An 18,956-nucleotide genomic window follows, 5' to 3' on the forward strand; every position below is an offset into this window, starting at 1 on the left:
GAATGCCCGAGAACATCACAATTCCTACTGCGGATCTGATCAGCGACACGGGTGATACGCTGTTGGAGAGCGCTCGCGACGGGATCAAGAGGATTCGTGACCTGACCGCAGCCGCAAACGCTTGCCACAATACGCTGCGTTCCAAATTGGATTCGGTTCAGTCCCTAGTCGGCGGTATCGACAGTATCCTGAACCACGAAAGTGCTGATGAGGGAGGGGGGTCGGATAGTGAATTTGGCGAGATGTCGGACTTACTCAACACACTGACGGCATATTCGAATGAGGTTTTGGATGAGGAGTATCGCAAAATAATCGAGAAGGCACGTGAAGCGCCCGACCGCTTTGACGAAGCCATCGAGACTGTCGACAACCGGTCAGAGGCAGGTTTCCAGGCGATCGAGGAATTGCTGACCGAACGCAGCGAAGCGCTTCTGGCAGCTTCCGTAGAGGTCCGCGAGCGCGCCAACGAGATCGCAGCCGCGTTGGACGAAGCTGGAACGGCGCTTGTGCAAAAAATGGATGACGTTTCCGAGAAGCTTGAAGAGTTATTCGATGCTTACGAAAGCACGTCGACCGATGGAACGGCAGAAGTTGTCAACTCCATCAGCGATCGGATCGGAGACGAGATCGAATTGAGTATCGACGAGGCGGGCGGTGAAGTCTTGAAGAGCCTCGACAACGTGAATGACACGATGGAAGCAATGTTCGGCGAAGCCACGGCAGCACTTGAGGATATAAATAGCGTTTTCGAAGACGTGGTCGACATTGTCGAACCTTTAATGCCGGTTCTAGATGAAATCTCGGCGCTGACCTAAGGGAATCGTCATGGCGTTGAAAGATCAGATCGCGCGCATACAGTATGCCGAAACCGACCTTCGAGATTCGGTGGTGTCCGTGAAACAATCGCTTATTCAGCGCGTCGATCGCTATGCGGATGCAGCCCAACTCCTAAACGACGCAAATCAGCGTTTTGCGCATGGCGCATTCGTCGCGATCGAAGCGTTTGCGGAGGATGCCGCAGAGCGGCCCTTTGCTTTCAGTGACGGCGTGAGCGACCAGGTTGTAGCGCTAAATGAAACGATCACGGCTCTGGAAGGTGCTATTGATACAGCGCAAGAACAATTGGAATCCGTGGAGGAGGCTTCCGAAGCGTTCATTGAAGTTCTTGAGTCCGGCCTCGAGTCTCTCGACGATTCGCTCACCGCCGCCGGCGAAAGAACAGAGGCCGCGTTCGATCAATTCGCAACCGTATTGTTCGACGAAATGAGGGGCCTCGACGAGCGATGCCATAGCGCGATTGAATCAATAGTCAATGACGTTCAGGAGATGGTCAGCGACGAGTTGGAGGGAGTAGTCGCCTCCATCCTTTCGGGCATTCGCGAGCGGCTTGAGACTGCGCTTTCAGTCAACAGGGATGCCGTGGACTCCATCGTCGATTCTCTGCGCGAGCATATGGAAACTTCAGTGCGCGACCTCGTCGATCATGCTGACAGCACGGCAAAACAGGAGATCAAGTCGCTGGAGGGTGAGGTTCTAAAAATGCTGGAGGATCGGCTTAAGACCGAGGCCATGGCCAGCGTGACGACGACTCAGCTTAACGTACAAATCACGACGGCGCTGCAGCCTTATCTGCCGCAACTCATGGCTGCGAATGCCGTAGCTCCGGTGGTTCAGAATGCCCTCAACGTCATGCGCATGGGAATCTGAGGAATTTGGCTACGATGATGTTGAACGCTGCCATTTTAACCGTCGAAGAAGAGGCCGAACTCGGGAACCTCGCCGAGCAGGTTGCTGTCGAGTTGGAGGGTCTACGCAATACGATCTTGGAATTGAACGGTCATCTCGACGGGCTTCCGGATGATGCTGCGATCGAACAATTACACGCGGACTTGGAGACCATATACGAGGAGGGACAGGCAGCGTTCGAGGTGGCACTAGAGCAGATCAACGCCAGCATCGACAAAGTGCAGACCGCATGGAAGGCGGAATATGCTCCGCTCGCAGATTCAGTTCGTGAAGTACTGGTCGATGCTAATGATGGCTTGCAGGCGCTAGTTACCCGATTAGACGACCTAAACGAGCATGCGGATGACATGCGGGCCACCATCGATCAGTTGTCAACTGAACGCACAGAGGCATTTTCCGAGGCCAGTGAAGTAATAGAAGCCGCAACCTCTGAAGCCGAGACGGTCATTGATGATGTTTCGACAACCGCCACCGGAGTCATTGAAGAAGCCGACGAACTCCTGAGCGCGGTGAAGGAAGAAGTCGCGGAACGGTTGTCCGATATGGTGGCCTTTCTCCAAAGCGAGGCCGCAGAACCTCTTGAAACTCTGGCCGATGCGCTTGATGAGCAGTTGCTCGAACTCCGTGAAAGGATGACAGAAGCTGTTCTCATCAACGCAACCGAAGTCATCGACGAAGAATTCGTGCAAGTTTTACATAATAGAATCAAAGCGCTGGCCGAAGAAGTCATAGAGGTCGTGCGCTTACATCTCGCTGAACTCATTGAAGGTGGTGAGGAAAACAAGGCCCAGCGCGAGCAGATGGAAACGGCGATGGAGGCACTCGAAGCGGTCACCGAACCGGTTTTCTCTGCGCTGGAACATTTGCGAAGCCTAGCGGGTACGGTGGGGATAAGTATCTAATATGTCGTTCAACGATGCAAAATCCCAGTTGGAAGAAACGCTGGAAGCAATTCGTGCCCAGCGCGCGGCCGTAGATGACGTAAACAAGGAATTCGTCGAGTCTCGCGACGAGCTCAAGGCTTCGGCGCAGAACCTCATTGAGTTCTCGAATGAGGTAGGCGGTCAGCTGACTGCGGCGATCGAAAGGCTACGGAACCTTTCAGCCGATATCAATGCAGCGGACGATATCACTTCGGCAATAGCCGGTCGTATTGCCGATTGGGCCGATGACTTCCGCTCAAAACTCGACTCAATTGCCGGATCGACCGAACGGCTTGTGCCTGACTTCGAAGTCGATTCGGATCAGATCAAGGCTAATGTCGAAGAATTCGGTGCCGAACTCGCTACGCGTCGAGACAGATTCGAGACGCGCATGACGGAACAGTTGCGCGAAACAATCGGAGAGATCGAAGAAAACCTGAGCGAAGCCGCAAGCACTCTTGAGAAGAGCTATCGCGCTCTTGCCGAAGTTGTCAGCCAGATCATGGATGAAACGGGCGAACGTTTGAAGGAAGTGCTTGCGAGCAAAAAGGAAGCCATTGAGACAAACGATAAGGCGCTTGCTGACCACGCGGAACAAGTGCAGCAAGCGATGCTTGATGCGCTGCGGCGTACGATCGAAGAAACCACATCCCGCTTGACCGGTCTGTATAACCGCTCAGTAGATTTGATAGCTGACCTTAGCGCTACGGTCTCGAGATTCAAACGCATACAAACGCTTGCCCAGCAAGCAATGGATACATCGGGGATTGGTATGCGGGCCGGCACGAAGTCACTAGAAGTAGTGACAGAAACGCTGAATGCTGTCGTGTAAACACAACACCGTATACCGGTCCCGTACTCATTCGGGGAAAATCGCGGAGTGAAATGAGAAACAGTAATTAAGGGAGTACGGAAGATGAAACCGAAGAAACATTTCTTGATAATACAGGAGTTTTTACGTATCAGCGGAAGAAAGATGCAGGCACCAGCAAATAGGAAGGGATGCTCGAAACATATAACTAAACATTACAGAGCAAGTATGATGACCACATTACTTTTCTACGTATCCGCCCTGCTGCTAGTCACGACCGCAGTTCCCGCCCACGCCCAAGTTGTAATCACAGGACACGGGATCTTCTCCAACTGCACGGAAGCCTTTGAGTACCGCGATGGCCCGCTCTTCGACATGTTTGACGCCGCTTTCGCGGACTACGACAATGAGGTGGAAAACCGAATTCAAGCGACGATCAGAATGTTCGAGCAACATCGTAAGGACGCCGAATCGGCCTACGCAGCTGCCGATGCGGACCAGAAAAAGCGCATTGCTTTTACGGTTGGCAAATGGCTCTTCTTCGAAACTGTGGGCGGGATGGACGTCTCCAAGCTACCCAAATCCATCACCGATGGCTATTCGAAAGCGCAACTGAAAGTTTTCGAGGAAACGATCAACGCGAGCAACAACCTCAAGGCCGATATCGCTGCTTCCATCGCGACGGGGAATCCCCCCGACGACATACTCGCTGACCAAGCCACCAGTATTACGCTCAGCATCCTCGGGAAATACTTCGGCCCCGTTGGCGCCTTTCTTACTGGTCTTGGCGAGACGAGCGTGAATGTAGCGATCGACTATTGGCAGACTCAGCCGATCAAGGAGGTCGCCCAACAGGAGGTAGAGATCTTCGCAAAGGCGATCGAGAAAATGCATGCAAAATCGAAGGCAGAGAAGATCTCTGAGATCAACACGGTGAAGAACCAGATCGATGCGATCTGCGGAAATTAGACTAAGCCGTGTAGACAGATTCAATCAATTTGAATGCGAAAGCGAGACGAAATTTCGCCTTCCCCGTCGCCGGGCGGCCAGTTTCATTTTGGTCAAATCCTTTATGAACCGCCCCGGGTTTGCCGGAAGCTGGTCGATATAAGCTACGCGGCTATTCCTGACGTTTCCATAGCCGCATACAAGTTTGCTTCGGTCTCTGCTGGCGGCACGTTTCCGATGGGTTCCAGCAGACGGCGGTTGTTGAACCAGTCGACCCATGCGAGTGCGGCATATTCCACGACGTCGAAGCTGCGCCATGACCCACGGCGATGAATGACCTCTGCCTTGAATAGACCGTTGATCGTCTCGGCGAGCGCGTTGTTATAACCGTCGCCGACGCTGCCGACCGACGGTTCGATGCCGGCCTCGACCGGTCGCTCGGTGTATTTGATCGATAGGTATTGCGATCCGCGATCCCAGTGATGCACCAATCCCGCTCCCGGCCGTCGTTGATGAACGGCCTGTTCCAGGGCATCCAGGACGAACCCGGCGTAGGCCGTGCGGCTCACTCGCCATCCGACAATGCGGCGCGAAGGCGTCGATGACAAAGGCGACGTAGACGAAGCCCTGCCAAGTCGCGACATAGGTGAAATCACTCACCTGTTACCCGATAGGCGACGCTTGCACCGCCGTTAGGGCAAAGCATGTCCGGCGCCGGCACGCGGAACTGGCAATTCACTTTGTCCAACGGACATGGCTGGGCCTTGTCGGGAAGCGTGATCCTGGTCCTTTTGCCACGAATGACGCCTTCGAGGCCCATGTCCTTCTGAGCCTACCCAACTGAATTGATCCACCCTTATGTTTAGGAAAACGGAGGACCAACGATGGCGAACAAGCGACACAAGCCGGAAGAGATTGTCACGAAGCTACGGCAGGTTGACGTACTCGTGGGGCAAGGAATGGCCCGGATTGATGCGATCCGGGAAGTGCGCATTATGGAACAGACCTATTACCGCCCCCTCTCGGCATTTGCTGTGCAATTGCCTGCCGGGCAACGGGACGCAAGCAGTATGGCGGTATCAGACACTCCGCACTCCGATCACGTCGCTGTGGCCCATGAAAGCCAAAGGACGGCCAGAAGCGGTGAGCCTCTGGCCGTCCAAGTCACTTGAGGAACGTCACCTACGAGGCGACGATATTCCCGCGCATTTCCGGTTCAGCTTAAAGGCCGAGTTTCGGCTTGATCCAGGCCGCCTGATCGGCGATCGCCTTGTCCGCTTCGGGCGCTGTTCCGGCGAGGAAATGGAAGACGTGCTGCATTTCCGGGTAGACGTCAAACTTGATCTCGCCGCCCGCAGCTTCGACCTTGGCCACGAAGTTGCGGCTGTCATCGAGCAGCGTCTCGTCTCCGCCCACCTGGACATAGAAGGGCGGCAGACCCGAGAGATCCGCATAAAGCGGCGTCGCCAGCGGATCCTTGCGGTCGCCGTTCTCGCCGAGGAAGGTGGCCGACATGTGCTCGATCACGGCACGCTTTACGAAGTGATCCTTTTCCTCATTGGTCGTCACGGTTCCACCCGTGATTTCCATGTCGGTCCAGGGCGAAATGGGCATCGAGGCGACGGGCAGCGGCAGCCCCCGATCGCGGGCGCAAAGCAATGTGGTGATGGCCAGCGCGCCACCCGCACTGTCGCCCGTGAAGGCGATGTGCTCGGGCTTCAACCCCTGATCCAGCAGCCAGGCATAGGCGTCCGTGCAGTCGTTCACCTGACGCGGGTGCAGGCTTTCGGGCGAGCGGGTGTAATCCACGATCAGCGCCGGGCATCCGACCGCCTTCGCAATGTGGCCGAACATTTTCCGATGCGAATACATGGAGCCGACCATATAACCGCCGCCATGCGTGCAAAGCAGCGCGCGGCTCTCGTCACCGCCCTTCGGCTTTGCCCACATGCAGGGCACGCCATTCGCGACGACCTCGATATAGTCGATGCCACCGGGCTCTCCCGTCACATCGCCCCAGTGTTCGAACATCGCCCGCGTTTCCTCGAGCGTCATATCCGGGTTGTCGGCCATCGCCGAAACCCACTTCTTGTATTGTTCGCCGAGTACGACGCTTTCCTTGCTAGCCATTGAATGCCTCCTCCTGGTCAAGCCATTGGAAATGAATGGAAATATTACCGAGGCCGCGCCTCGGAACCGGTCTAGTTGTCACCCGCCCATGTGAAGGGTCCAAAGAGACCCTGCGCCATGTCCATACGGTCGCGCTCAGCGCCGCCAAGCCACATCTGCACGATCTTGTAGTCGCGCATGTATTTCTCGATGTGGCTCTCATACGCATAGCCAGCGGAACCCATCAACTGCATGGCCCGGTTGGTCACCATCATCGCCGTGTCCCCGGCAAAGGAGCGCGCGGCCGAGAACTTGGCCTTCATCTGCGCTTCCCAGGGCATGCCATACATTTCGGGACGGGTGACCTGCGCGGTGACGGAGAGGTAATACTGGCGGCTCATCTCTATCGAGCGCCACATCTCCGCCAGCGTGGCGGCAAAAAGCGAGCGTTCGCGCATCGGCTTGCCGGCGATGATGCGGTTCTGCGTCCAGTCCATGCAGGTCTCGAGTACAGCTTCGGACAGGCCCGTCAACCGCGCGGCGCCCGCGAGCCGGCCAAGCCCGATCACATAACCCTTGATGAGCTTGGAGCCCTGCCCCGGCTCGGTGTCGATCCGGTAGCGTTTGGGGATACGGACATCGCGGAACCAGATGTCTGTATTCGCCTCAGAAAAGCAGAAGCCCATCTTCTCGTAGGGCTGCGAGAACTCCAGCCCCTCGGCATCGGCGGGTACGTGGAAAATGCCCACATTGTCCTCGCCGCCGCCGGATTTGGTGATGGCGCAGACCCAGTATCCCATATGGCCCTTGAGGTGCTCGGACTGGAAATTCTCGGCCGGCCCCGCCGGACCCGGCCACAGCTTGTGGCCGTTAATCACGTAATGGTCGCCGTCCTCGCGAGCGTTGGTGTTCATCGTCTTGTAGGCCAGCGCCGGATCCTCGACATTCGCCCCGCCTGCCGGCTCCGTGATGGCGAAACAAGCGGTCCATGCATCAGGACCGGTGATCTTCGGTGCAAATTCCTCAAGCAGGTCATCGCGGCCTGCCGCAACCATGACCGAAATCGCCCAGTGCAGCTTGCCCACCTTGGTGGCGAGCCCGATGTCGGCGCGCGAGAGTTCCTCGTTGATCATCTGGCGCACAACCGGGGAGAGACCCGGCCCGCCATGCTTTTCCGGCAGGATCGCCTTGGTCACGCCGAAATCGTGCAGCTTGGCGTAAAGCCGGTGGATCGTCGCCTTGGCAAGCTTTGGATCGCGATGCCAGCCACCCTCGATATCGTGACGGTGGGGCATCAGCTCTGCGTCGACGAATTCGCGGAAATGCTCGGCAATCGCGATCTCGTCTTCGGTGCAGAATGCAAGATTGTATTTCTGGCGCGGCTCGAGAAGCTTGTAGCCTCCCGTTCCGCTCGCGCCCGGATTATGCATGCGTTCAAGCATGTTCATGATCGAACTCCTCCTCAAGCCTCAGGCAATGCGTCGTCTTTCGATCGGATGACAGCAGCGCCATCACGAATTCCGTCGACATGGTTTTCCTCACGCACCACACGCCAAGTGACCCGTTGCGTTGTGTTTTCGGTTCTTGTTTGAAAGTGTTGAATGCCGACCTGAGGTCGACCGATATATTTAAATATCCATTTATTCTTAGTGCTTCCGCTTCGGAATTTGGTCTCGCAAATATTTTATTTTACAATACATAACTTCATGACTCTCGATCAAAATCATCATGCGTTTTTCGGCTCTTGTATTGACTGTCCGAAAGTATCGCGCCCCAAGCCCTGCTTGCAACTGATTTTTCGGCGCTCTCGATTGAGTTTTGCTCACACGAACAAAGCGCCCACCTCGATTCGGATCCCCCTTGCAGCCACTCATGCGAAGCTCGTTTCACAACGATGAGCGCTCGGCGAAATCGGCACCGCGATTGTCGCCGGGCAGCACAGGACCGTAAGCCAATACTATCAGAAACAGCGTGCGTTCGCCGTCAGTGGGATCCGCCGGCGGCGGCCTGAAACCGGGTGCGCGCGGAGCGCAGCGCGCTGTCGTGGCCACCGCGCTCCAGTGCCGACAAATACCGGTCCCAGTTGCGCTGGTCGCCTTTGCGCATCCGCGAGCGGGTTCCGTAGAAGGCGATCGCATCCGCGCCGCCGGGCTCCGCATTCCACAAGGCATCGCCGGCAATCTCCCGGAACAGATCCCGTTGCGCGTGGCTGCCGCCAATCGCCTGGATCCTGTCCAGGATCTCGCTCATAACGCTCCACGTATCGGCATATTTATTTTCCCGGTAGCTGACGATGGCCTGCGCCAGCGCCCCGCCAACGTCGCGGTAGGTGGCCGCGTTGTCGTCCGGGCTCGACGCCCCGTATTTGTTCATGGCATCCGCCAGCGATCGCGCGCGTGCGCGATGGTCCGGATCCTCGCTGCTGGCCAGGGCAAGCACGAAATGGACATCGACGAAGGGCAGCATCAGCTCCTCCTCGCGCTTTGCGGCCTTGGCGCCAATCTTCTGCCAGCGATCACCGACATCGACGCCTCCGAGTTCTATCCTCAAGAGCAGCGACGCATCATTGCAGACATCCAGATCCTCGGTCGCCGCCTCGTTGAAAACATCGGCATCGAAAGCGGCCAATGCCGCTTCCGCGTCATTGTTTTCATAGTGGAACAGGGCCCGGTGCCAGGCGACATGGTAGCGAAAATTGTTCGCGGGCTTCCAGTTACCCTCCATCTCGGTGATGGCGCGTACGCCCTCGCCGAACCGGTCGGTGGCCTCGAAGACATGCGCCATGGCGTGAATGCCCCACGGGTCGTTCGGATTCCGGTCGAGCGCATCGCGCACGACACGCTCTGCCTTGTCGTACTCGCCGCTTTCCTCCAGTCCGAAGGCGTACATGCTGCCCAGGAACGAATATTCCGGGTCGGCCGGGCTCCAGAAGTCCAGCGCTCTGGCCACGCCGTCGCGGATCATCGTCGAGCGACCGGTGTAGAAATACCCGAAATGCGCCATCTTAAGCGCGAGCATGTCGCGCGGATACATCCGCGCGATCTCGTCCCAGATCGATGTCGCGCGGTCGAGTGAGCCGTTTGCCCAGGCGAGCAGTGCATTCAGATGCATGACCTCGCGTTCTTCGAGATCGGCCTTCCGCTCCAGGCCTGTCCGCGCTTCCTGCAGCGCCCGTGGAACAAGCGCGCGCGCGCCCATCAGCATCATGAAATAGCCGCGCAGGCAGTGCGCCATGGGCATTTCTGGATCGGACTTCAGGAGGTCCTTCAGATGGCCACCGGTCTTGTTGTCAAACGCGAGATACGCCAGCACCGTCCTGTCAAAGCCGCCAGCGGCATCCGGATCGGCACAGGTGAACAGCAAACCGTGATTGTTTTGCGCCTTGATCATGTTTCTCTTCCCGCTGGTGCTCAGTTGGCAAACGCCTGCATGCCGGTTATGGCCCTGCCGAGGATGAGTGCATGCATGTCGTGTGTCCCTTCATAGGTGTTTACGGATTCCAGATTCATCATGTGCCGTATGACATGATACTCGTCCGAAATTCCATTCGCGCCGAGCATGTCCCGCGCCACCCGGGCGATATCCAGCGCCTTGCCGCAATTGTTGCGCTTGACGATTGAAATGGCCTCCGGCGCGGCTTCGCCGGAATCCATCATGCGCCCGACCCGCAACGTCGCCTGCAGCCCCAGCGAGATTTCGGTCTGCATGTCGGCGAGCTTCTTCTGCACAAGCTGATTGGCGGCAAGGGGTCGACCGAATTGCTTCCGGCCCACCACATAATCACGCGCGTAATGCAAGCAAGCCTCCGCGGCGCCCATCGCACCCCATGAGATGCCATAGCGAGCCTTGTTCAGGCAGCCGAAGGGGCCGCGAAGGCCGCGTACACCGGCGAGCATGCGGTCAGAGGGCACCCTCACATTATCGAGCGCGATCATCCCTGTCAGGGAAGCGCGCAGGGAGAACTTGCCGGAGATCGTCGACGTCGTGAGGCCCGTCATGCCGCGGTCGAGAATGAAGCCGCGAATGACGTCGTCCTCGTCCTTGGCCCAGATGATGAACACATCGGCGATCGGCGCGTTGGTGATCCAGTTCTTCGCTCCACTCAAGACGTAGTCGTCGCCATCGCGAACCGCGCGGGTGCGCATCGAACCGGGATCGGAACCGTGGTCGGGTTCCGTCAATCCGAAACAGCCGACCCACTCGCCACTGGCGAGCTTCGGAAGAAACGCCTCGCGCTGAGATTCCGAGCCATATTCGTAGATCGGAAACATCACGAGACTGGACTGAACCGACACCGCCGAGCGAAATGCGCTGTCGGCCCATTCGGTCTCGCGGCCGATCAAGCCGTAGCAGACATGGTTCACGCCGGCGCAGCCGTAACCCTGCAATGTCGGACCGAGGAAGCCCAGCTCGCCAAGCTCGCGAAAGACACTGCGGTCGAACGTCTCGTGCCGGTTGGCCTCGACCACCATCGGCAGCAGGCGTTCACGGGCAAACCGGCGGGCGGCGTCCTGGATCAGCCGTTCTTCCTCGGAGAGCTGGCGTGACAGGAGAAACGGATCGTCCCACTGAAAAGGCCCGTATGTGCTCTTCCCCAAATTGCCATCTGCGTCTTTCGCGCTGTTGGGCTCGATCGTCTGTTTCTCGTGCATGCTCCTATCTTCCTCCATTCCGGCAACCGCAAGCGCCGGACCAAACCCGGCGGGCCTCCTCGGGCGACCTTGTGATTTGCAGTGCCGACCATGCGGCAGGTGACTGCCGGCCAAAGCAACAATCGGCGATTGTCCGGTTTCGTTGCGCTTGACGTCAAACGACTTTTGTCGATGCTTGATTGAGTTTTTATCAGTATAAACCGCGAAGCGGGTAGGTACGGAACCCGGTCGCGACTGCTCTTACAGGCAACGGAGACGGATCATCATGCGCGGCCGCCGCCTACCGCCACTCAACGCCATTCGGACTTTCGAGGCCGCTGCCCGTCACGGCAGTTTCCTGAAAGCCGCAAGCGAGCTCCACGTGACGCCCGGTGCGGTGAGCCGCCTGGTCAAAAGCCTTGAGGAACACCTCGATGTCGAATTGTTCACGCGTTCCCACCGCACGGTGAAACTGACGGAAGACGGCGAGACTTATGCCGCCAGCATCACACAGGCACTGGATACGATCAGCCTGGCGACGGACCGCCTCGTCCTCGGCAACCAGGCCAATGTTCTCAGCGTATGCTGCCATCCGACCGTCGCGGTACACTGGTTGCTTCCGCGCTGGGCGAATTTTCATTCCACCCATCCCGACATCCAAATCGACCTGAAAACGACGCTGATGCCGGAGTCCGTCACCATGGACGCATTCGACGTCGTAATCCGCATCGACCGGAACAGCGAACCGGAAGAAGAACAGGGCTATGTGAGCGAGCGGCTGCTCGATGTGGAATCGTTTCCAGTCTGCGCGCCCAGGACCACCGAAAAGGCGGCATTGGACACGCCCGAGGACCTGAAGAATCATGTCCTGATCCACGCCGCGCTCCGGCCTCATGACTGGAGCAGGTGGCTGGAATCCGCGGGAGTGGAGAACGTGGCGTCGGACAGGGGCCCGACCTTCGAAAGCCTTACCCTGGCCTACAATGCGGCGATTTCCGGCGCGGGTATCGCCATCGCCATTCGAACCTTCGTCGCCAATGATCTTGCGACCGGCCGCCTGATCAAGCCGTTCGACCATGTCCGCAAGTCGACAAGCGGATTCAACATGGTCTACAGCGCCGAGCGCCTTCAGAAATTCAATAAGATAAAAGCCTTCCGCGCATGGCTTCTCGAGGAACGGGCGCGGGAGATTGCGGATGAGTTGGCGCCCGGAGGGACCTGAAAGCCCGCACCGCCGGCGACTGTGCGAACATGTATCTGACACTCCGCACCCCGATCAAGCTCTCCGGAGCCTGTCAGATCTGCTAGAGCATCGAATATCCGAGGCTGTGGAAGTCAGAGGCGCAGGCACGGTTTATTACCTGGACGTTTTCCTCCGTCAGATAATGATCCAGGGGCTTCTTTTCGGAACTGTTAAGCCGCCCGCCCGTGGGCAGCGCGACATTTGCACCAACCTCGGACAGGAGACCGTTCAGATCGTCATGCAACGCTTCGAAGCGGATGATCCGATCGACCATGATGCCGCTTCCGTCCGGTGCCTCTATGAAGCCCATCTGGGACATCCGTTTGGTGTTGCTGCGCAAATAGCTGTTGAAATCCAGGCGCTGCGCTTTCTCGTGGCGATGATGCTTCGGGTTCTGACGAACATATTCATACTCCGAGACAAGCCGTTCGTATGGATTTCGGACAACGGCGAAACTCGTCGCATTGCCGTAAACATCGGCTCCGAGCGTCCGCCTGTGCCAGGCCGCCGTGGAGTGACCGGGAATATAGGCACGCATCGGATCCTGTCGCACCGGAAAATGGCGCAGCAGCCGGCGTAGCGGTGTCTTGTTACCGGGCGCCCTGTAAGGCCGCAGCAGTTCCTCGATCGCTCCACCCGCCGGTTTGGGAATATGGATAAAAATGAGATTGAGTTCGGGATAATAGGGCAAGGCTCCAATTACCTTCTGTTTGATCCAGGCGAGACCCGCAAGCCGCCGCCACCGGGCGACTGGTCACCGACTGGCTTTCGCATGCGGCGTATGGCGAACAGCCAAACCGCATTTCTGTCACTTGCCCGACTCTGCGCTGAAATCCGAAACCGCGATGGAGAAGCCGGGTGGCGTAGCAGTACGGCGACGAGAGCGCATTCGTCGCCATCCGGGATCGATATCGCCCGAATTCCAAAGCCGCAACGGTACAGATGTCCGGCAGAGTTTTCGTCGCGACATGCTGACGGACCTCACTATTAAGCCAAGGCGAGCTTCGGCCCGGCTCCCTTTCGGTGATCAGCGTGCTTCTGTCGCGCTGATAAGGAAATCTCGCGAGATATCGCGCCATTTCTGCAGCTTCGGTCTGACTTCGTCCCAGTCGGTTCCGGCCATTAGGCGGTCCGCCAAGGCATCGAAATCGCCGGAATAAAAAAGGTCCATCCCGATCGCCCTGTCCTCGAGCCCAAGGAAGCGGAGCATGTTGGTGATGCGTTCGTTTTTACCAACTCTTTTCCCGTCCTTGAGCAGTACAGCGAATGGCCTTTCCATCAGAATGGCGAATGCCATGCCATGAAAGGAGTTCGTGAGAACGAATTTCGATTTGTCGATCGCGTTCAGCCATTGTGTGGGCGTGGGATTCATCAGCCGGTTTCGCGGCATGTGCTGCGCGGCATTCGAGATGAAATCCGCTTGAAGATCCCATCCTTGTCGCGCCGAAAATCGCTCCAGAAATGCGACCGGCAGTTCCTTTGGGTTCTCCAGGCTAACGAAATAAGCCATCAGGAAAGGGCTATCATACGGCGTGTCGTCGCCTTCATCCCGCACAAGATCGATGTAATGGGTCTTTTCCATGAGGAAGACCGGATCGAGTACGAGGGTGGTGTCCTCCCGTCCCGCCCTCCGGCAAACATCGACACCCGCGGCCTCTCGCACCGAAACCTGATCGAAGCGAGCGAGTTTTTCGCGTGCCGCCAACAGCCATTCATCTGTCAGTCCGTCCCACCTCGCGCTGGCTGCATAGGCAATGCGTCTCGACGACGTTGGAACGAAGTCCAGAAAGAAGTGCGGCACCATTTTCGTCCAGATCTGGTCGCTTCCCGCAATATAGATGTCTGCCGCCGGAGGATCGTTCAGGAGATCGTTGCGCGTATAAACTCGCGCCGTGTGATCGACGTGCCTCTCGAAGAAGGTTTCGTAGGGGCGAGCACTGTCTCCTGAGGGCTTGCGCGTCTTGTGGGCGCCCTTTGCAAGCGCGATGGTCGAGTCGAGCGCGTAGAGGTAGAGATTATAGATGCTCTTAATGTATCGAATGTCGCTCAGGCTTTTGGTTCTCACCCAAAAGGGTTCGTGACCAATGTTTTTCAGATAAGCCTGAAGTGCGTAATTCTGGAAAAGGGTGCCATAATTTCCCCCGCGGTAAAGCGCCGAATAAAGAGAAATGATGGCGATTTTCATTGTCAGAACCGGCTTGAAAAGGTGCTTTTCGCAAAGTTGACGACAGAATCAAGGTGTTTGGTACGTTTCCCTGTGATCAGCCGCACCTGACGTTACGTCAGACCGGCCTCTGCCAAATCGGCAAGCACTCCATCCACAGTCGATGGACGCGTGGCCCTATGAACGATGCGATTGTCGGAAGCGGTCACGGCGTTCCAGAGAACCGGCCGGCGGCCGTTTCGGCGCCGTTCTCCATCAGGTCGGCGAGGGCCTCGGCCAGGCCGCTTTGCATGGCAGGATCGCGCGCAAGCGACGGCAGGAAGACCTCTTCGATGTCGAGATAGCCGGAGACGGTGTCTTCAAGGCTTCCGCTACGGTCCCAGATAGAGCGCAGGCGGTCGGCCATTGGGTCGCGCACGTCGATCGGCTGGCCGTCCTCGCAGGTCCCCGAGGTGTAGCGCATCCAGGCGGCGACGACGAGGAGCAGCCCCTTCGGCACGCGCCCCGCGGCAAGGTTTTCGGCGATCGAGCCCAGCAGGCGCTGCGGCAGTTTCAGCGAGCCGTCCATGGCGATCTGCCAGGTCCGATGGCGAATGCCGGGATTGGCATAGCGCTCCATCAGCTTGTCTGTGTAGGCATGCAGATCGACGCCCGGCGGCGGCGTCAGGACGGGAATGATCTCGTTTGCCCAGAGATGGCGGATGAAGCCGGCCAGCGCCGGTCGCGCCACCGCATCGGAGACGGTTTCCGCGCCTGCGAGGTAGCCAAGATAGGCAAGCGCCGAGTGGGTGCCGTTGAGGCACCGCAGTTTCATGTGCTCGTAAGGCCGGACATCGTCCGTCAGTTCGACACCGACCGCGCCGAGATCGGGTCTCGCTCCATCGACGAAGCGATCCTCGATCACCCATTGGCGAAACGGTTCATGGAAAACGGGCGCGGCGTCGTAGACCCCGGTCTGTTGGGCAAGGCGAGCGATGTCGGCATCGGTGGTGGCGGGCACGATGCGGTCCACCATCGTGCACGGAAAGCTGCATTCGGCCTCGATCCAGCCGGCCAGATCTGCATCGATGCGCCCGGCGAGTTCCAGAACGAGGCCGCGCAGCATAGCCCCGTTTTCCGGAAGGTTGTCGCAGGTCATCACCGTGAAGGGGCGCAGCCCCGCCCTTCGCCGGCGGTCGAGCGCGCGGCACAGGAAACCGATGGCGGATACCGGCTTCGCCGGATCCGCGAGGTCCGCGACAATATCGGGATGAGCGAAATCGAGCCGGCCCGTCGATGGCGCGTGACAATAACCCTTCTCGGTCACCGTGAGCGATACGATGTGCGTTTGCGGCCGCGCCATGGCGTCGAGAACCGCTTCGGGATCCTCCGGCGCGACGAGGACCGATTGCACGGCGGTGCCGACGTGAAGCGTTTCGCCTTCGGGGCCCAGTTCGCACGCGGTGTAAGCGCAGTCCTGCGGTATGAGGCGGTCGCGCAGATCCGCATGGCGCAGGCTGACGCCGACAACGCCCCAATCGCCCCCGGACTTCGCCATCGCCTCTTCGAGGTAAATCGCGCCATGGGCGCGGAAGAATGCGCCGAGGCCAAGATGGACGATACCGATTCCCAGCTGCGGCGCGTCGCCCGGTCGGTTCAGGCGCGGCAGATCATCCGGTTTCCCGCTCACAGACGATACGCCTCCTTCGCGAGGGTTGAGGTCATCTCGTGTGCCATGATTTCCGCCTCGTCCATGTCGAGCCGGCCGTCTCCGACGAGATTGGCGAGCCAGGCGCAGTCGATACGCCGCGCGACATCGTGGCGGGCGGGGATGGAACAGAAGGCGCGCGTGTCGTCGTTGAAGCCGACCGTGTTGTAGATGCCGGCGGTCTCGGTGACGATCTGGCGGAACCGCATCATGCCTTCGGCGCTGTCGTAGAACCACCAGGGTGGGCCGAGTTTAAGCGCCGGGTACACGCCGGCAAGCGGCGCCAGTTCGCGCGCGAAGACCGTCTCGTCAAGCGTAAAGAGGATGATCGTCAGGTCAGGGCGCAGGCCAACGGCGTCGAGCAGCGGCTTGAGCGCGCCGACGAAATCGGTGCGTACCGGAATGTCGAACCCCTTGTCGCGGCCGAATTTCGCCAGCACGCCCGGCGAGTGATTGCGCCAGGAGCCGGCATGGATCTGCATGACGAGCCCGTCGTCCAAGCTCATACGCGCCATTTCGGTCAGCATGTGACCGCGGAACGCATCCGCCTCGTCCGCCGAGAGATCGCCCCCGAGCGCGCGGGCGAAGAGGGCCGCCGCCTCGGCCTTCGGCAAATCCTCGGTGCGTGCCGTAGGGTGGCCATGGTCGCTTGCCGTCGCGCCATGCTCCTTAAAGAAGGCGCGGCGGACCCGGTGAGCTTCCAGATAGCCGGCCCATGTCGTCGTATCGCATCCGGTCAATTCGCCGAACTTTTCGATATTGGCGGCGAAACCGTCTGCCTCGGGGTCGATCACCGTATCCGGCCGATAGGTGGTGATGACGCGGCCGGACCAGCCGGATTCGGCGATCTTTCGGTGCCATTCGAGGTCGTCGAGCGCGCCTTCGGTGGTCGACAGCGCCTCTATGCGGAACCGTTCGAACAGCGCGCGCGGGCGGAATTCGTCCGATGTCAGGCGCTCCGAAATCGCATCGTAATAGGCATCGGCGGTCTCCGCTGAAAGGCGCTCGGTCATGCCGAACAGGGTTTCGAAGGAGTGATCGAGCCACAGCCGCGTCGGCGTGCCCCTGAACAGGTGATAGTGGCCGGCAAAGAGGCGCCAGATCGTGCGACCGTCGGTCTCCACCGGTCCGCCGTCGGCACGGGCCACACCGAGATCGGCGAGGTCGATGCCCTGCGAGCACAGCATGCGAAACACGTAGTGGTCCGGCGTGACGAAAAGCTGGGCGGGATCGGGAAAGGGTTCGTTCTCCGCAAACCAGCGCGGATCGGTATGGCCGTGCGGGCTGACGATTGGCAGGTCGGCAATGCCTTCGTAAAGGCGCCGCGCGGTCGCGCGGGTCGCCGGATCGTTCGGGAACAGCCTGTCGGGATCAAGCAGTGGCATGTCGTCTCCAATAGTGAATGATCATGACCTAACCGAAAGCGAGGTTGGGAAGCCAGAGCACGATGGACGGGAAGAACAGAAGCGTCAGCACGAGCACAAGGATCGCGGCCAGGAACGGGACCGACTCGCGGACGTAATCCTCGATGCGGCAATCGAGCAGGCTGCACACCGTGTACATCGCCACGCCGACCGGCGGCGTCATCGAACCGAGCGTGACGATGGTCATCATCAGGATGCCGAAATGCACGGGATCGACCCCGACCTTCTGAACGATGGGGACGAAAATGGGCGTCAGGAGCAGGACAAGGATCGTGCTCTCGACAAAAAGTCCCGCGACGAACAGGCTGACCAGGATAACCGCGACGATTGCGACCGGATTGGTCAGGCCCTGCAGCATGGCGCCCGCGATGGACTGCGGGACCTGCAGAAAAATGATCGCGAAACCGATCATTCCGGACATCAGGATGATCAGCATGATCAGGCCGATATCGGATATGGCGTGCCCGAAGGCGCGACCCATCTTTTCGAGTGTCAGTTCACGGTGCGCGAGCGTGCCGACCAGAACGGCATAGACCACGGCAAAGGCGCCGACCTCGGAGGGCGTGAACAGGCCGCCGCGAATGGAGACGATCAACAGGACGGGAAACAGCAAGGCCCATTTCGCCTGCCAGGTCGCGGTCCCAAGCGCGGCGGCTGTCGGCTTGGCGCTGCCCTCGACGCGATAGGACCGCTTGCGGGCAACGAGCCATGCCGTCGTCATCAGGAAGAGCATCATCAGGATGCCCGGCACAATACCGGCGAGAAACAGCCGTCCGATCGAGACCTGCCCGACATAGCCGTAGAGGATCAGGCCGATGGAGGGCGGGATGGTCGCCGTGATCAACGAGGAGAGCGCGATGACCGCCGCCGAATAGCCTTTGGAATAGCCCTGCGAAATCATTTGCGGGCCTAGGACGCGGGCTTCCATCGCGGCGTCGGCAACGGCGGACCCCGAGACGCCACCCATCAGCGTCGACAGGATGATCGAGACCTGCGCCAGACCGCCGGCCATCCAGGCGACGGCGATATGGGAGAATCTGAACAGCCGGTCGGTGATGCCGCTTTCGTTCATCAGGTGACCCGCCAGCACGAAGAAGGGCACGGCCAGAAGCGGGAAGCTCTGAGAGACCGTCGCGATCTTCTGAACGCCGATCGACATCGGCATGATGTCGGAGGTGGCGAAGAACACGAAACCGGACAGACCGATGGCAAACGCCACCGGCGCGCCGACAACCAGCAGGACGATGAAGACGAGACCGATCGCCAGCAT

The 18,956-nt window shown here is 59.0% G+C and carries 15 protein-coding genes and 2 pseudogenes; 7 read left to right on the forward strand and 10 right to left on the reverse strand.

Annotation, left to right across the window (positions count from 1 at the left end; translation table 11 throughout):
- Positions 1-2: 2 nt before the first annotated feature.
- The 5 genes from LC343_RS21300 (at position 3) to LC343_RS21320 (ending at position 4,449) form a co-directional block, all read left to right on the forward strand.
- Positions 3-815, forward strand: coding sequence for a coiled-coil domain-containing protein (locus LC343_RS21300; RefSeq protein WP_223479199.1), 813 nt, complete (start codon positions 3-5; stop codon positions 813-815).
- A gap of 10 nt (positions 816-825) precedes the next feature.
- Positions 826-1,707 (forward strand): apolipoprotein A1/A4/E family protein, encoded by an 882-nt coding sequence (locus tag LC343_RS21305; protein WP_223479200.1) that lies wholly within the window; start codon positions 826-828, stop codon positions 1,705-1,707.
- Between the two features lie 14 nt (positions 1,708-1,721).
- A complete protein-coding gene (locus LC343_RS21310) occupies positions 1,722-2,648 on the forward strand; it encodes a hypothetical protein (RefSeq protein WP_223479201.1) in 927 nt (308 codons plus the stop codon).
- A 1-nt stretch (position 2,649) separates the two neighbouring features.
- Positions 2,650-3,501 (forward strand): coiled-coil domain-containing protein, encoded by an 852-nt coding sequence (locus LC343_RS21315; RefSeq protein ID WP_223479202.1) that lies wholly within the window; start codon positions 2,650-2,652, stop codon positions 3,499-3,501.
- Positions 3,502-3,585: 84 nt separating this feature from the next.
- Positions 3,586-4,449: a hypothetical protein gene (locus LC343_RS21320; RefSeq protein WP_223479203.1), complete on the forward strand. Its 864-nt coding sequence runs from the start codon at positions 3,586-3,588 to the stop codon at positions 4,447-4,449.
- A 143-nt stretch (positions 4,450-4,592) separates the two neighbouring features.
- On the opposite strand, the pseudogene LC343_RS21325 reads toward LC343_RS21320, so the two are convergent.
- Positions 4,593-5,254: pseudogene (locus LC343_RS21325) on the reverse strand (IS3 family transposase); the annotation flags it as partial.
- A gap of 58 nt (positions 5,255-5,312) precedes the next feature.
- Between LC343_RS21325 and LC343_RS21330 the strand changes: the two are divergent.
- Positions 5,313-5,441: pseudogene (locus LC343_RS21330) on the forward strand (IS3 family transposase); the annotation flags it as partial.
- A 208-nt stretch (positions 5,442-5,649) separates the two neighbouring features.
- Here the strand turns inward: LC343_RS21330 and LC343_RS21335 are convergent.
- The 4 genes from LC343_RS21335 to LC343_RS21350 all read right to left on the reverse strand — a co-directional run bounded on the left by LC343_RS21335 (position 5,650) and on the right by LC343_RS21350 (position 11,189).
- On the reverse strand, positions 5,650-6,558 hold the full coding sequence (locus LC343_RS21335) for an alpha/beta hydrolase (RefSeq protein WP_223479204.1): 909 nt from the start codon (positions 6,556-6,558) through the stop codon (positions 5,650-5,652).
- A gap of 71 nt (positions 6,559-6,629) precedes the next feature.
- The gene (locus LC343_RS21340; RefSeq protein ID WP_223479205.1) at positions 6,630-7,985 is read right to left on the reverse strand and encodes an acyl-CoA dehydrogenase family protein; all 1,356 of its coding nucleotides are present in this window, start codon (positions 7,983-7,985) and stop codon (positions 6,630-6,632) included.
- A 535-nt stretch (positions 7,986-8,520) separates the two neighbouring features.
- On the reverse strand, positions 8,521-9,927 hold the full coding sequence (locus tag LC343_RS21345; protein ID WP_223479206.1) for a tetratricopeptide repeat protein: 1,407 nt from the start codon (positions 9,925-9,927) through the stop codon (positions 8,521-8,523).
- Between the two features lie 20 nt (positions 9,928-9,947).
- On the reverse strand, positions 9,948-11,189 hold the full coding sequence (locus tag LC343_RS21350; protein ID WP_223479207.1) for an acyl-CoA dehydrogenase: 1,242 nt from the start codon (positions 11,187-11,189) through the stop codon (positions 9,948-9,950).
- Positions 11,190-11,454: 265 nt separating this feature from the next.
- On the opposite strand from LC343_RS21350, the gene gcvA reads away from it, so the two are divergent.
- Positions 11,455-12,390 carry a transcriptional regulator GcvA gene (gene gcvA, locus LC343_RS21355; RefSeq protein WP_223479208.1) on the forward strand — a complete coding sequence of 312 codons (936 nt, stop codon included), beginning with the start codon at positions 11,455-11,457 and terminating at the stop codon, positions 12,388-12,390.
- An 82-nt stretch (positions 12,391-12,472) separates the two neighbouring features.
- On the opposite strand, the gene LC343_RS21360 is transcribed toward gcvA, so the two are convergent.
- The 5 genes from LC343_RS21360 to LC343_RS21380 form a co-directional block, all read right to left on the reverse strand.
- Positions 12,473-13,102 carry a sulfotransferase family 2 domain-containing protein gene (locus LC343_RS21360; protein WP_223479209.1) on the reverse strand — a complete coding sequence of 210 codons (630 nt, stop codon included), beginning with the start codon at positions 13,100-13,102 and terminating at the stop codon, positions 12,473-12,475.
- 336 nt (positions 13,103-13,438) lie between these two features.
- Positions 13,439-14,596, reverse strand: coding sequence for a polysaccharide pyruvyl transferase family protein (locus LC343_RS21365; protein WP_223479210.1), 1,158 nt, complete (start codon positions 14,594-14,596; stop codon positions 13,439-13,441).
- Between the two features lie 184 nt (positions 14,597-14,780).
- On the reverse strand, positions 14,781-16,244 hold the full coding sequence (locus LC343_RS21370; protein WP_223479211.1) for a mannitol dehydrogenase family protein: 1,464 nt from the start codon (positions 16,242-16,244) through the stop codon (positions 14,781-14,783).
- Complete coding sequence (gene uxaC / locus LC343_RS21375; RefSeq protein ID WP_223479212.1) at positions 16,241-17,647, reverse strand: glucuronate isomerase; 1,407 nt, start codon at positions 17,645-17,647, stop codon at positions 16,241-16,243. Before uxaC ends, LC343_RS21370 begins: the two co-directional genes overlap by 4 nt.
- Positions 17,648-17,675: 28 nt before the next feature.
- Positions 17,676-18,956, reverse strand: coding sequence for a TRAP transporter large permease (locus LC343_RS21380; RefSeq protein WP_223479213.1), 1,281 nt, complete (start codon positions 18,954-18,956; stop codon positions 17,676-17,678).

The sequence above is a fragment of the Oricola indica genome (genome assembly GCF_019966595.1).
Classification (GTDB): domain Bacteria; phylum Pseudomonadota; class Alphaproteobacteria; order Rhizobiales; family Rhizobiaceae; genus Oricola; species Oricola indica.